This is a genomic window from Pseudomonas sp. LS44 (genome assembly GCF_024730785.1).
GTDB lineage: Bacteria > Pseudomonadota > Gammaproteobacteria > Pseudomonadales > Pseudomonadaceae > Aquipseudomonas.
In genome coordinates, this window is sequence record NZ_CP102830.1 from 1,368,206 (window position 1) to 1,381,062 (window position 12,857).

12 protein-coding genes are annotated in these 12,857 nt (G+C 64.4%); 4 read left to right on the forward strand and 8 right to left on the reverse strand.

Translation table 11 applies throughout. The features are described 5' to 3' along the window. The first annotated feature begins 297 nt into the window (after positions 1-297). Both NVV93_RS06165 and NVV93_RS06170 read left to right on the forward strand, forming a co-directional pair. The gene (locus NVV93_RS06165; RefSeq protein ID WP_258254297.1) at positions 298-1,017 is read left to right on the forward strand and encodes a response regulator; all 720 of its coding nucleotides are present in this window, start codon (positions 298-300) and stop codon (positions 1,015-1,017) included. Between the two features lie 112 nt (positions 1,018-1,129). Next, positions 1,130-2,755, forward strand: coding sequence for an ATP-binding protein (locus tag NVV93_RS06170; protein ID WP_258253564.1), 1,626 nt, complete (start codon positions 1,130-1,132; stop codon positions 2,753-2,755). Positions 2,756-2,924: 169 nt separating this feature from the next. On the opposite strand, the gene NVV93_RS06175 is transcribed toward NVV93_RS06170, so the two are convergent. The 8 genes from NVV93_RS06175 to NVV93_RS06210 form a co-directional block, all read right to left on the reverse strand. Then, on the reverse strand, positions 2,925-3,632 hold the full coding sequence (locus NVV93_RS06175; RefSeq protein ID WP_258253565.1) for a 4'-phosphopantetheinyl transferase: 708 nt from the start codon (positions 3,630-3,632) through the stop codon (positions 2,925-2,927). Positions 3,633-3,771: 139 nt separating this feature from the next. Then, the gene (locus NVV93_RS06180) at positions 3,772-4,371 is read right to left on the reverse strand and encodes a cytochrome c3 family protein (RefSeq protein WP_258253566.1); all 600 of its coding nucleotides are present in this window, start codon (positions 4,369-4,371) and stop codon (positions 3,772-3,774) included. A gap of 10 nt (positions 4,372-4,381) precedes the next feature. Continuing rightward, positions 4,382-4,876 (reverse strand): nitrate reductase cytochrome c-type subunit, encoded by a 495-nt coding sequence (locus NVV93_RS06185; protein WP_375162909.1) that lies wholly within the window; start codon positions 4,874-4,876, stop codon positions 4,382-4,384. 11 nt (positions 4,877-4,887) lie between these two features. Beyond that, on the reverse strand, positions 4,888-7,392 hold the full coding sequence (gene napA, locus NVV93_RS06190) for a nitrate reductase catalytic subunit NapA (protein ID WP_258253567.1): 2,505 nt from the start codon (positions 7,390-7,392) through the stop codon (positions 4,888-4,890). After that, positions 7,389-7,685 carry a chaperone NapD gene (locus tag NVV93_RS06195; protein ID WP_258253568.1) on the reverse strand — a complete coding sequence of 99 codons (297 nt, stop codon included), beginning with the start codon at positions 7,683-7,685 and terminating at the stop codon, positions 7,389-7,391. Before NVV93_RS06195 ends, napA begins: the two co-directional genes overlap by 4 nt. Further along, the gene (gene napF / locus NVV93_RS06200) at positions 7,678-8,157 is read right to left on the reverse strand and encodes a ferredoxin-type protein NapF (protein WP_258253569.1); all 480 of its coding nucleotides are present in this window, start codon (positions 8,155-8,157) and stop codon (positions 7,678-7,680) included. The genes NVV93_RS06195 and napF overlap by 8 nt, the downstream gene beginning before the upstream one ends. A 10-nt stretch (positions 8,158-8,167) precedes the next feature. Continuing rightward, the gene (gene napE / locus NVV93_RS06205; protein ID WP_258253571.1) at positions 8,168-8,335 is read right to left on the reverse strand and encodes a periplasmic nitrate reductase, NapE protein; all 168 of its coding nucleotides are present in this window, start codon (positions 8,333-8,335) and stop codon (positions 8,168-8,170) included. Positions 8,336-8,586: 251 nt separating this feature from the next. Further along, complete coding sequence (locus NVV93_RS06210; RefSeq protein WP_258253572.1) at positions 8,587-9,588, reverse strand: AraC family transcriptional regulator; 1,002 nt, start codon at positions 9,586-9,588, stop codon at positions 8,587-8,589. Positions 9,589-9,774: 186 nt separating this feature from the next. Here NVV93_RS06210 and NVV93_RS06215 point away from each other — a divergent pair, with 186 nt between their 5' ends. Together NVV93_RS06215 and NVV93_RS06220 are read left to right on the forward strand one after the other, a co-directional pair. After that, positions 9,775-10,914: an acyl-CoA dehydrogenase family protein gene (locus tag NVV93_RS06215; RefSeq protein ID WP_258253573.1), complete on the forward strand. Its 1,140-nt coding sequence runs from the start codon at positions 9,775-9,777 to the stop codon at positions 10,912-10,914. A 301-nt stretch (positions 10,915-11,215) separates the two neighbouring features. Beyond that, the gene (locus NVV93_RS06220; protein ID WP_258253574.1) at positions 11,216-12,853 is read left to right on the forward strand and encodes an AMP-binding protein; all 1,638 of its coding nucleotides are present in this window, start codon (positions 11,216-11,218) and stop codon (positions 12,851-12,853) included. The last annotated feature ends 4 nt before the right edge of the window (positions 12,854-12,857 follow it).

Genomic DNA, 12,857 nt, shown 5'->3' on the forward strand with positions numbered 1-12,857 from the left:
CTTTGGGGTAACTTTGGTCAAGCCCCATGGTTGCTGGGGTTGTCCGGCTGCGGCCGTTCGTCGTGACGATGTACGTCCATTTTTTCCTTCTTAATATGACCGTACAGCCATTCTGCTTACCACTATATGTAGTGGGCTGCTCCTAGCGTTTTGCCGTTGGTAGCGCAAGGCTCAGCGGAAATTTTTTGGGTGGTTTCGGCAAATCCGCCAGGCGCTGCCCGCCTCACCGCGCGGGGCGCGTGCGCAGCTGCGCGGGCGGGTACAATGGCCATCGCAATTGCCGTTCTGGAGAGCGTGGTGGAGCAAGAAGCTTGGCAAATTCTTATCGTCGAGGACGACCAGCGTCTGGCTGAGTTGACCCGCGAATACCTCGAGAGCAATGGTCTGCGGGTTTCCATTGAGAGCGACGGCGGGCAAGCGGCCGCGCGCATTCTCAAGGAACAGCCGGATCTGGTGGTGCTCGACCTGATGTTGCCGGGCGAGGATGGCTTGTCGATCTGCCGCAAGGTGCGCGAGCGCTATAAAGCGCCAATCCTGATGCTGACGGCGCGCAGCGACGACATGGACCAGGTGCTCGGCCTGGAAATGGGCGCCGATGATTATGTCTGTAAACCGGTGCGCCCACGGGTGTTGCTGGCCCGCATCCGCGCCCTGCTGCGGCGTAGCGAGCCGAGCGAAAGCGCAGGCGAGGGTCAGCGGCGCCTGGAGTTTGGCCAGTTGGTGGTCGACAGTGCGCGGCGTGAGGCCTGGTTGCGCGAGCAAAGTATCGAGCTGACCAGTGCCGAATTCGACCTGCTCTGGCTGCTGACCTCTAACGCCGGGCGCATTCTGTCCCGCGAGGAAATCTTCACCGCGCTGCGCGGTATCGAATACGACGGTCAGGACCGTTCCATCGATGTGCGCATCTCGCGTATCCGCCCGAAAATCGGCGACGACCCGGTGCATCCGCGGCTGATCAAGACCGTGCGCAGCAAGGGTTATCTGTTTGTGGCCGAGGCGGCAGAAGGTCTGGTGTGATTGCCGGGCCTGTTGCCGCGCCGCTGAGCTACGGGTCGTGCGGTCCCTTTGCGCGGCTATGGGCCGCTCCTGCACAGGCTGGCGTGCCATGCATATATAAGGATGGCCGGCGATGAACTCGATCTTCCTGCGGATTTACGGCGGCATGCTCGCCGCACTGGTGTTGGTGGCGCTGCTGGGTGTGCTCGCCGTGCACCTGGTCAACGAGGTGCGCTCCGATCAATACCGCGAGCGCCTGGCGCGTGGCACGTTCAGCCTGATGGCTGACAACCTGGAAAGCATGACGCCCATCGAGCGGCGCCGCTCGATAGTAATCTGGGTGCGCCTGCTGGGCATTCCTCTGACGCTGGAGCCGTTGCAGGGCCAAACGCTCGACAACAGCGTGCGCAACCGGCTGCTCAGCGGTCAGGTGTTGGTGCAGCAAACCGGCCCGCACGCCGCCAAGGTTTACAGCTTGGTCAGCGCCAGCGAGCAGTTGGTGCTGGTCGGTGAAGTCCAGCAGGTCAGTGAGCAGCTGGCGCGCGCCACGGTATTTCTGCTCGCCGATGAGCTGGTGCGGTATCCCGTGGCCGAGCAGCCGCAGCGCTTGGCCCGCTTGAAAGAAGAGAAGCGTTTCGGCTTCGAGCTGAATCTGACGCGCCTCGAAGATACCAAGCTGGACGATGACCAGCGCCGCCGGGTCGACGAAGGTGACACGGTGATGGCGCTGGGCAAGGGCGGTGATTCGATCAACGTGTTTTCTGGCGTCGTCGGCACCCCGTGGGTGCTGGAGATCGGCCCGCTGTACCAGATGAACCCCTATCCGCCGCACCTGCTGGTACTGATTGGCGCTCTAGGCCTGACGCTGATCGGCTTGATCGTGTATTTCCTGGTGCGCCAGCTGGAGCAACGCCTGCAGGGGCTGGAAAGCGCCGCGACGCGGATCGCCAATGGCCGCTTGGAAGCCCGCGTGCCAGCCGGTGGGGCGGATTCGGTGGGGCGTCTGGCGGCGACCTTCAATGCCATGGCCGAACATCTACAGAACTCCCTGACTATCCAGCGCGAGATGGTCCGCGCGGTCTCCCACGAGCTGCGTACTCCGGTCGCGCGCCTGCGTTTCGGCCTGGAGATGGTCGGCGATGCGCAGAGCGCTGAGGCGCGACACAAGTACATGGAGGGCATGGACAGCGATATCGAGGACCTCGACAAGCTGCTCGACGAGATGCTCACCTACGCGCGCTTGGAGCAGGGGGGGCCGGCCCTGGACTTCCAATTTGTCGACCTGGATGCCTTGATCGATCAGGTGATTGCCGAATTGGCGCCGCTGCGCGCGGGCGTTCGCGTCGAGCGCGGACAAATGCGTCCGGCGGTGGACGGCAGTGTCTCGGTCGAAGCCGAGCCGCGTTACCTGCACCGGGCTTTGCAGAATCTGGTCAGCAACGCCATGCGGCATGCCGAAACGCGGGTCCGGATAAGCTATCGGATCGGTAATCGACGCTGCGTTCTGGCGGTCGAGGATGATGGTCCAGGCGTGCCGCAAGGCGAACGCGAGCGGTTGTTCCGCCCCTTCCTGCGCCTCGACAACAGCCGCACTCGCGCCTCTGGAGGACATGGTCTGGGGCTTTCCATCGTGCGCCGGATCATCTACTGGCACGGCGGCCGGGCGTCGATCGACGACAGCGAAAGCCTGGGAGGCGCGCGGTTTACGTTGGTTTGGCCAAGGCGCCAGACCTTGCGGCCGGAAGAGTTGGAGCAGTAACCAGCGTCGTTGACGAGGTAGGTCGATGGGGCGCCGTTGGGTATCGCTGAGCTCAACCCAACCTACGGTCTTAGCCCTCTCCCGTTTACGGGAGAGGGCTGGGGAGAGGGGCTTTAGTCACGTAGCCCGGATGCAATCCGGGAAGCGGTTTCCGTAATGGCTGAGAGCCTCAGTGTGCTGGAATGCCGACCAGGCTCAGCAGGCGGCCATCGAACAGACTGAATTGCCCCTCCAGTTCCACGCCGTTGCGCCATTCCTCGGATAGGTCGAGCAGCAGTCGCAGGCGCGCATGCCCATCCGCCGACCATTCGAGCAGCTCCGCATGCTCGAAGTAGAAGCGCTTGAGCACCAACGGATAGAGCGCCTTGAACAGGCTTTCCTTGAGCGAGAAGGTCAGGGTTACCAATTCGGCGCGCTGTTCGCTGGGCAACTCCTGCAAGCGCTGGAGCTCGCTCGGAGTGAGCAATTCGCCGGCCAGCCGCGCGGCACGCTCGCTGCTCAGCAGCTTTTCCATATCCAGACCCAAGCCGCGCACGTCGCTATCGCGGGCTACCACGGCGGCAGCCCAGCCGTGGCTGTGGGTGATCGAGCCGCTGATCCCGGCTGGCCATTGCGGCGCACGGTCCTCGCCACAGCTAGGCGTGGATGCGCTGCCGGTGAGCTGGCGCAATGCTTCGCGCGCACATAGACGGCCGGCGAGGAATTCCGCCTGACGCTTGCTCGCGCCGTTGGGGGCGGGAATCTGATGGGCGGCGAAATCGTTGGGCAGCAGCAATGCTGCATCGAATTGCGTGCTGACTAGCTGCGCACCAGACAGTGGTTGGGGCAGCGGCCAGTGGGCGAGCAGCGGGGTGCAACAGGCGGGCAATGGATTCATCCCGGCATTCTGCCGGGAGCTGGCGGATGCGCCTAGTCGCAGTTCTGTTTCCCGATGCAGCGTGCTGTGCCGCCGAGTGCTGGCGGTAGGAGTCAGCACTCGGCGGCGCCTGAGTCCACCAGCGGGCTTACGCCGCCACTCATTTCCAGCCCGGCACGCCGCTCATGTCCGGCAGGTGGTGGGCGATGCCTTTGTGGCAGTCGATGCAGGTGGCCTTGCCGCTGGCCAGCGCGGTGGAGTGCAGCTGGCGGGCGCGCTGGCTCTGCCGGGTGAAGTCCATGAACTCGAAGTTGTGGCAGTTGCGGCACTCCAGCGAGTCGTTGGCCTTGAGCCGCGCCCATTCGTGCTCGGCCAATTCACGCCGGTAGGCGACGAACTTCTCGCGGGTATTGATGGTGCCGAAGATCTTGCCCCAGACCTCCTTGGAGGCCTGCATCTTGCGCGCGATCTTGTCGGTCCATTGGTGCGGCACGTGGCAGTCCGGGCAGGTGGCGCGCACCCCGGAGCGGTTGCTGTAGTGGATGGTGTCCTTCAGTTCGGCGAACACGTTGTCGCGCATCTCGTGACAGGAGGTGCAGAACTTCTCGGAGTTGGTCGCCTCCAGCGCGGTGTTGAAGCCGCCCCAGAAGACGATCCCGGCGATGAAGCCGGCCAGGGTCAGGAAGCCCAGGCTGTAGTGCACGCTGGGCCGGCGCAGCACCTGCCAGTAACCGAGGAGCCAAGCGATCAATGCTTTCATCTCACGCTCCTCAAGGGTTGCCTGTCGAGGTGCCGGCTTCGCGTTGCAGGATCGTGTCGATGTCCTCGAACACGTTGTCCACCAGCGGTTTCACATCCTTCTGCGGCACGTGGCACTGCACACAGAAGTAGCGGCGTGGCGCCACGGCGGCGAGGGCCTGACCGTCGCGGTCCATGTAGTGGGTGATGCTGACCATCGGCGCCTGGGTGCGCGCGCTGGCCGAACGGCTGTGGCAGGACAGGCACTTGTTGCTGTTGGCGTCGATGCGGTAGCCACGGATGGTGTGCGGGATGGTCGGCGGTTGTTCGGGGTAGTTGCGCTCGCGCTTGATGTCCTTGTTTTCCTCGTCGGCCAGTGGCGGCGCCGGCATGCTTTCGGTGAGGTGGCCGCCGGGCCGGCGGCCGTCGGGGCCCGGCGCGTCCAGCGGATAGTCGGCGGCGAGCAGCGGCAGGCCCAGCAGTGGAAGGGCCAGCGCGCCGGTCAGGAGCAGGCAGATGCGATTCATGGCAATGCTCCTCAGGCCAGGCTGACCAATTCGATGCGGACCGCGCACTTCTTGTAGTCGGTCTGCTTGGAAATCGGGTCGGTGGCGTCCAGGGTGACTTTGTTGATCAGCTTGTTGGCGTCGAAGAACGGCACGAACACCAGGCCCTGCGGCGGCTTGTTGCGCCCGCGCGTTTCGATCCGCGCGCGAATCTCGCCACGCCGGCTGATCACTTTCACTTCGCTGCCGCGGCGCACCTTGAGTTCGCGGGCGTCGTCCGGGTGCATGTACACCAGCGCGTCCGGCACCGCCTTGTACAGCTCGGGTACGCGGGCGGTCATGCTGCCGGTGTGCCAATGCTCGAGCACGCGCCCGGTGCACAGCCAGAACGGGAACTCCTTATCCGGGGACTCCGCCGGCGGCTCGTAGGGCAGGGCGAAGATGATCGCCTTCTTGTCCGGGTAGCCGTAGAACTGCACCTCGCTGCCCTTGACCACATAGGGGTCATGGCCCTCGCGGTAGCGCCAGCGGGTTTCCTTGCCGTCGACCACCGGCCAGCGCAGGCCGCGCTCTTCGTGGTAGCGATCGAACGGGGCGAGATCGTGACCGTGGCCGCGACCGAAGCGTGCGTACTCCTCGAACAGGCCCTTCTGGATATAGAAGCCGAACGCCTCCGCCTCGTCGTTGGCGTAGCCCTTGGCGATCTCCTCTTTCGTCGCGGAGTCGACCTGGCCGTTCTTGTAGAGCACCTCATAGAGCGTCTTGCCTTTCAGCTCCGGGGCCTTGGCCAGCAGTTCGGCGGGCCACACTTCGTCGGTGGTGAAGCGTTTGGAGAATTCCACCAGCTGCCACAGATCGGATTTCGCTTCGCCCGGCGCTTTCACCAGCTGGTGCCAGAACTGCGTGCGTCGCTCGGCGTTGCCGAAGGCGCCTTCCTTCTCCACCCACATGGCGGTGGGCAGGATCAGGTCGGCGGCTTGCGCGGAGACGGTCGGGTAGACGTCGGAGACGATCACGAAGTTGTCCGGGTTGCGCCAGCCGGGGAGGATCTCCTGCATGATGTTCGGCCCGGCCTGCACGTTGTTGCAGGCCTGCGTCCAGTACACGTTGAGCACGCCGTCCTTGAGCATGCGGCTCTGCTGCACGGCGTGGAAGCCGACCTTCTCCTGGATGGTGCCGGGCGGCAGCTTCCAGATTTTCTCCGCGGTTTCGCGGTGTTTCGGGTTGGTCACCACCATGTCGGCCGGCAGACGGTGGGAGAAGGTGCCGACCTCGCGCGCGGTGCCGCAGGCTGAGGGTTGGCCGGTCAACGAGAACGGGCTGTTGCCTGGCTCGCTGATCTTGCCGGTGAGCAGGTGCAGGTTGTAGGTCAGGTTGTTCGCCCACACCCCGCGGGTGTGCTGGTTGTAACCCATGGTCCAGAACGACATGACCTTGCGCTTCGGGTCGGCATACAGCTCGGCCAGCGCCTTGAGGCGTTCGGCGGGTACGCCGGACTCCTTGGCTGCGCGCTCCAGGGTGTAGGGTTTGACGTAGGCGGCGAACTCGTCAAAGGAGATGTCGGTCCAGGTGTTGGCCTTGTCGGCGTTCTTCGCCTTCATTTCCAGTGGGTCGGTGGGGCGCAGGCCGTAGCCGATGTCCTCGGCGCCATGGGCGAACTTGGTGTGCTTGGCGACGAAATCCTTGTTCACCGCGCCGCTCTGGATGATGTGGTTGGCGATGTAGTTGAGGATCACCAGATCGGTCTGCGGCTTGAACACCATGGGGATGTCGGCCAGGTCGAAGCTGCGGTGTTCGTAGGTCGACAGCACCACGACCTTGACCTGCGGGGCGCTGAGGCGTCGGTCGGTGACCCGCGACCATAGCACCGGGTGCATCTCGGCCATGTTCGAGCCCCACAGCACGAAGGTGTCGGTGGCTTCGATGTCGTCGTAGCAGCCCATCGGCTCGTCCATACCGAAGGTGCGCATGAAGCCCATCACCGCCGAGGCCATGCAGTGGCGGGCGTTGGGGTCGATGTTGTTGCTGCGCAGGCCGGCCTTGAACAGCTTGTTGGCGGCATAGCCTTCCCACACCGTCCACTGCCCGGAGCCGAACATGCCCACCGATTCCGGGCCCTTGGCCTTGAGCGCGGCCTTGAATTTCTCCTCCATGATGTCGAAGGCCTGCTCCCAGCTGACTTGCTGGAACTCGCCCTGCTTGTCGTACTTGCCGCCCGTCATGCGCAGCAGCGGATGGGTCAGGCGGTCGCTGCCGTACATGATCTTCGACAGGAAGTAGCCCTTCACGCAGTTGATGCCGCGATTGACCTCGGCCTTGATGTCGCCGTGGGTGGCGACCACTTTGCCGTCGCGGGTGGCGACCATCACGCTGCAGCCGGTGCCGCAGAAGCGGCAGGGCGCCTTGTTCCAGTCCAGGCGGGTCATGTCCGCCTCGGTGACCAGATTGCTGGCGCTGGACAGGATCGGCAGGCCGGCGGCGGCCGCGGCGATGGCGGCGGCATTGGCCTTGGCGAATTCACGGCGGGTCATCTTCATGGTCGCGCTTCTCCGGCGTGGACGGTCGCGCTGGCGTGCGCGGCATCCGGCTCATCCAACACTTCGTGGTAGACCAGATTGGCGTTGAGCACGCCGGGCAGGCTCTGGATGGCGTTCAGGCAGTCGAGAATCTGGCTTTCCCGTTCCGCTTCGAGGACCACCACCAGCTTGCCCAGCGGACTTTCCTGATGCAGTTCCAGGCCCGGTAAACGGCGCAGTTGGGCTTTGATCGCCAGCAGATGCTCGGGGCGGGTATGAACGATCAGACTGGCGATCTGGATGGGCTCAAGCATGCGCGGACTCCTCGGTGATCAGGACGATCGCCTGGTTGGGGCAGGGCGCCAGGCAGGCGCCGCAGCCGGTGCAGGCAAGCGGGTCGAGTTGCGGTCGGGACGGTCCGCCGAGTTGCGGCCGAAAGCGGATGGCCTGCGCGTCGCAGGCGTCCTCGCAGCTGCGGCAGTGAATGCCGGCGAGCGCCAGGCAGTGCTCCTCGATTTGCGCGTGCCAGGTGAAGGCGACGCGGGCCAGGTCGAACACCCCGGCTTCGCACACGGCGACGCAATCCCCGCACAGCGAACAGCCGGCCTGGCTGAGGTCGAGTTGCGGAAAGCCGCCATCGCCGACGATCAGCACCTGTTCCGGGCACGCGTCGAGGCAGGCGTTGCAGCGCGTGCAACGCTCGGAGAGATCACTGGCAGTCCACGGCGGGCGGCGTACAGCGGGCGCACCGCCGAGGCGCCTGAACCAGGCGCGTCGGGCGAGCATGCGGGCGCTCCTACACCGGTGGCCCAGGTGGGCCAACGACCAGTTGGTACATCCAAATGAGGAAACCGTAGCCACCGACGATGGCCACGGAGAGTAAGGGAAACAGGCAAATCACCAGAAAAAGGAACAGGCGGGTTTCCTTGCCCTTGTCTGCTTTATATCCAGCATCGCTAATCATGGTGGTCAGGCTCCAGCCATGTGGCTGACATGAGCCTAGCCCCTGCATTCCATAAGGACAAAAACGCGGGGAGGCGCCGGCGACCAACGGCGCCTCGGGTGAGCGCCTTTAGAGCCTGTTTACGGTCTTCTGGATTAGAGCCAGACAAGGCAAAAGGGGCCGAAAAAGCGCAGTTTACGAAGTGTAAATGAGCATTTTGAGGCCACTTTTAACGTCGTCTGGCCGCGAGACAGGAGATCGTAAACAGGTTCTTAGCCGTCCTGGTGGGCTCGATAGCTGCCGGGGGTCAGCCCAGTCCATTTCTTGAACGCGCGATGGAACGCCGAGGGTTCGGAGAAGCCCAGTTGTTCGGCGATACCCTGGGTCGTCAGGCTGTCGCGACCAAGGTGATAAATGGCCAGGTCGCGGCGCAGATGATCCTTGAGCTCCTGGAAGCTGGTGCCTTCCTCGCGCAGATGGCGGCGCAGGGTCTGCGGGCTGGTGTGCAACTGGCTGGCGACGTGCTCGAGGTCCGGCCATTGATTGCAGTCGCGACCGAGCAGGCGGCGGATCTGGCTGGTCAGGCTGTCACCACCGTCGGGACGGGCGAGCAGGTCGGCCGGGGAGTTCTTGAGGAACTGCTTGAGCGTGCGCTCATCCTGCAGCAGCGGCATGTCCAGGTAGCGGGCCTGGAAACGCAGACCGGTGCGCCCGGCGGCGAAGCGCCGTGGCGCCGGGAACAGCAGGTCGTATTCGCCACTGTGCGACGGCTCGGCGTAGCTGAAGGTGGCTTCCAGCAGGCGGATGCGCTGGCCGATCAGCCAGCTGCCGAGGCGGTGCCAGATCAGCAGCAGGCTTTCGACGAGGAAGTGGTCGGGGTCGTTCAGCTGGCTGTCGTCGAGCAGCAGCCAGACGCCGTCGTCGTCGCGTTCCAGCGAGAGCTTCGGCGCATCCTCGAACAGACCGTAGAACAGCATGCCGCGGCTCCAGGCTTTTTCCAGAGTCGGACAATGGATCAGCGTGTAGCAGGCCATGGCGAAGGTGCCGGGCTTGCTGCGCCGGCGGCCGAAGCCCATGTATTCGTCTTCTAGGGCGTCCCACACGCGTTGCATCAGCGCGGTGAACTGCTCTGGAGCGATGCGTGCGCGCGGCTCGTTGAGCACCGCTGGCGACACGTTGAGTTCGGCCAGCAACGCTGCGGTATCCAGTCCGCGTTGTTCGACACCGCGCAGGGCGGCACGGACAAAATGGCTGGCGATGGTGCGTTCACGCATGGGGGCGGCTCGTCGACGGGGCCGCCCGATGGTAGTCAGCCGAGCCATCAGCGACAACCCGGCCGTTGTAACGGCGCACGATCAGCTGTGCGAATGCGTCAACGCATCCTGAGCGCATGCGTCATTGAGAGGACGGGGTGGCCTGCCTACCCTGCGGGCAGAACAAAAATCCATGAGGACCACACCATGCAGCGCATCCATTTCGAAACCGAACACGCCCTGTTCCGCGACGCCTTCCGCAGCTTCCTGCAGAAGGAAGTGGTGCCACACCAGGAGGCCTGGGAAGAGGCCGGTGTGGTCGACCGCGACGTGTGGAAGAAGGCCGGTGAGATGGGCTTCCTGTTGCCCTGGGCAGATGAGGAGTACGGCGGCGCCGGGCTCAAGGATTTCCGCTACGAACAGATCATGTGCGAGGAGCTGGCCAACATCAACGAGCCGGGCTTCATGATCCCGCTGCACTCGGCACTCTGCGGTCCGTACATCGCCGAGTATGGCAACGCCGAGCAGAAGGCCCGTCTGCTGCCGGGCATCATCCGCGGTGAAACCATTCTCGCCGTGGCAATGACCGAGCCGTCCGCCGGCTCGGATCTGGCCGGGATGCGCGCCACCGCGGTGGACAAGGGCGATCACTATTTGCTCAACGGCTCCAAGGTGTTCATCTCCAACGGTCTGCTCGCCGACGTGGTGATCGTCGCGGCGAAGACCGATCCGGACAACAAGCACGCCATGGGCCTGTTCCTGGTCGAGCGCGGCATGGAAGGTTTCGAGCGCGGCAAGAACCTGAAGAAGCTTGGCATGAAGAGCCAGGACACTGCCGAGCTATTCTTCAACAACGTCAAAGTGCCGAAGACCAATGTGTTGGGCGATGCCAAAGGTGGCTTCTTCTACCTGATGAACATGCTCGCCCAGGAGCGCCTGACCAATGCCTGCGGCGCAGTCGCCGGCGCCGAAGCGGCGCTGCAGACCACTATCGACTACGTCAAGGAGCGCAAGGCCTTCGGTCGCACCGTGGCGCAGTTCCAGAACACCCGCTTCAAGCTCGCCGAGATGCGCACCCAGGTGGACGTCGCCCAGGTGTTCGTCGACCGCTGCGTGATGGACCACAACCAGAAGAAGCTCACCCCGGAAGTGGCTGCCGAGGCGAAGCTGTTCACCACCGAATTGCTCGGCAAGGTGGTCGACGAAGGCGTGCAGCTGCACGGCGGCTGGGGTTACATGTGGGAATACCCGATCTGCAAGATGTACGCGAACGCGCGCATCCAGCGCATCTTCGCCGGCACCTCGGAAATCATGAAGGAGATCATCAGCCGCGGCATGAAGCTGTGATCGACAAGTCCGAGTTGTAGTTTCGTAGGATGGGTTGAGCGCAGCGATACCCATCGGCTTCGTGGCGATGGGTATCGTCGCGTTGTTCCTCAACCCATCCTACGGAAGATCTGTAGGGCGGGTGAAACCCGCCACCCCAACCCGGTGGGTTTCACCCACCCTACGCAAAGCCGGCAGCGCCAGCGCAACGTTCCGTTACGCACTGAGCCTTTGTCTTCGTCGCTTTGCGAAGGCAGAGTAGGTTGCGGGTGCCGCGCACCCGATGCTGTTCCCTCCCAACAACAAGAAGAAGGGTTGAGCGATGACTGAACAATTGCCGTTGCAGCAATTTGCGCAGTGGGTGGCGCAGAAGCCGGATACGGTCTGGCTGCGCCAGCCGCGTGAACGGGTCTGGCACACACTGACCTGGCGCGAGGTCGACGACCAGGCGCGACGCCTGGCCTCGGCGCTGCATGCGCTGGGCTGCGAGCCGGGTGATCGGGTGGCGCTGTTCTCGAAGAACTGCGCGGAGTGGTTCGTCGCCGACCTGGCGATCATGCTCGCCGGGCTGGTCAGCGTGCCGTTGTACCCGACTCAGTCTCCCGACGGCATCGACTACGTGCTGCGCCACGCGGCGTGCAAGGCGATCTTCCTCGGCAAGCTGGATGGCCAGGACAAGCTCGATTCGGCGATCCCCGCCGAGGTCAAGCGCATCGCCATGCCCTATCCGACGCTGCCGGCGCAGTACCACTGGGACGAGCTGTTGCGTGAGCACGCACCCTTGGCGGTGGCTCACGAGCAGCAGCCCGAGGAAATTCTCAGCATCCTCTATACCTCCGGCACCACCGGCCAACCCAAGGGCGTGATGCTTTCGGCGCGGGCGATGATGTTCGCCGCGCAGGGCGCGGTGACCGAACAGAAGATCGGCGAGGACGATCAGTACTTTTCCTACCTGCCGCTGTCGCACGCCGCCGAGCGCTTCCTGGTCGAGTTCGAAAGCCTGTGCGCCGGCGCCACGGTGAGCTTCGCCGAGTCGCTGGAGACCTTCGCCGAGGACCTGCGTGGGGTGCGCCCAACGGTGTTCTTCGCCGTGCCACGGCTGTGGACGCGCTTCCAGCAGGGCGTGCTGGAAAAATTGCCGGCCGCCAAGCTGGACCGTTTGCTGGGCATTCCACTGGTGGGCGCGCTGGTGGCGCGCAAGATCCGTCGCGGTCTGGGTCTCGACCGTGCGCGCATCCTGGTCTCCGGCGCGGCGCCGATTCCGCGGGCATTGCTCGAGTGGTACCAGCGCATCGGCCTGATCATCTGCGAGGGCTACGGGATGACCGAGAACTTCGCCTACGGCACCTTCAACCGTCCCGGCCAGGTACACCTCGGCACGGTCGGCCGGCCGATGCCCGGCCTGGAGCTGCGTATCGACGACAACGGCGAGGTGCTGATCCGCAGCCGCGCCTTGATGAGCGGCTACTACCTCGACCCGGAAAAGACCGCCGAAACCCTGCGCGACGGCTGGCTGCACACCGGCGACAAGGGCGAAGTCGATGCCGGCGGCTACCTGACCATCACCGGTCGCCTGAAGGACATCTTCAAGACCAGCAAGGGCAAGTACATCGCCCCGGCGCCGATCGAGGGGGAACTGGCCAAGAGCACCTGGATCGAGCAGGTCTGCCTGATCGGCAGCGGCATGGATCAGCCACTGGCGCTGATCGAGCTGGCACCGGCGGCGCGCGAGGCGGCCCGCGAGCAGGTCGCCGGCGATCTGCTCGCGGTGCTCGGCGCGCTCAACGAGCGGCTGATGCCGCACGAGCGGGTCAGCAGCCTGCTGCTGGTGCGCGACGCGTGGACCATCGACAACGGTTGCATGACACCGACCATGAAGATTCGGCGCAATGTGCTCGAAGCCCGCTTCGCCGACGCGGTGGCCGGTCTCGATGTGCGCCAACCGCTGCACTGGCAATGACTGG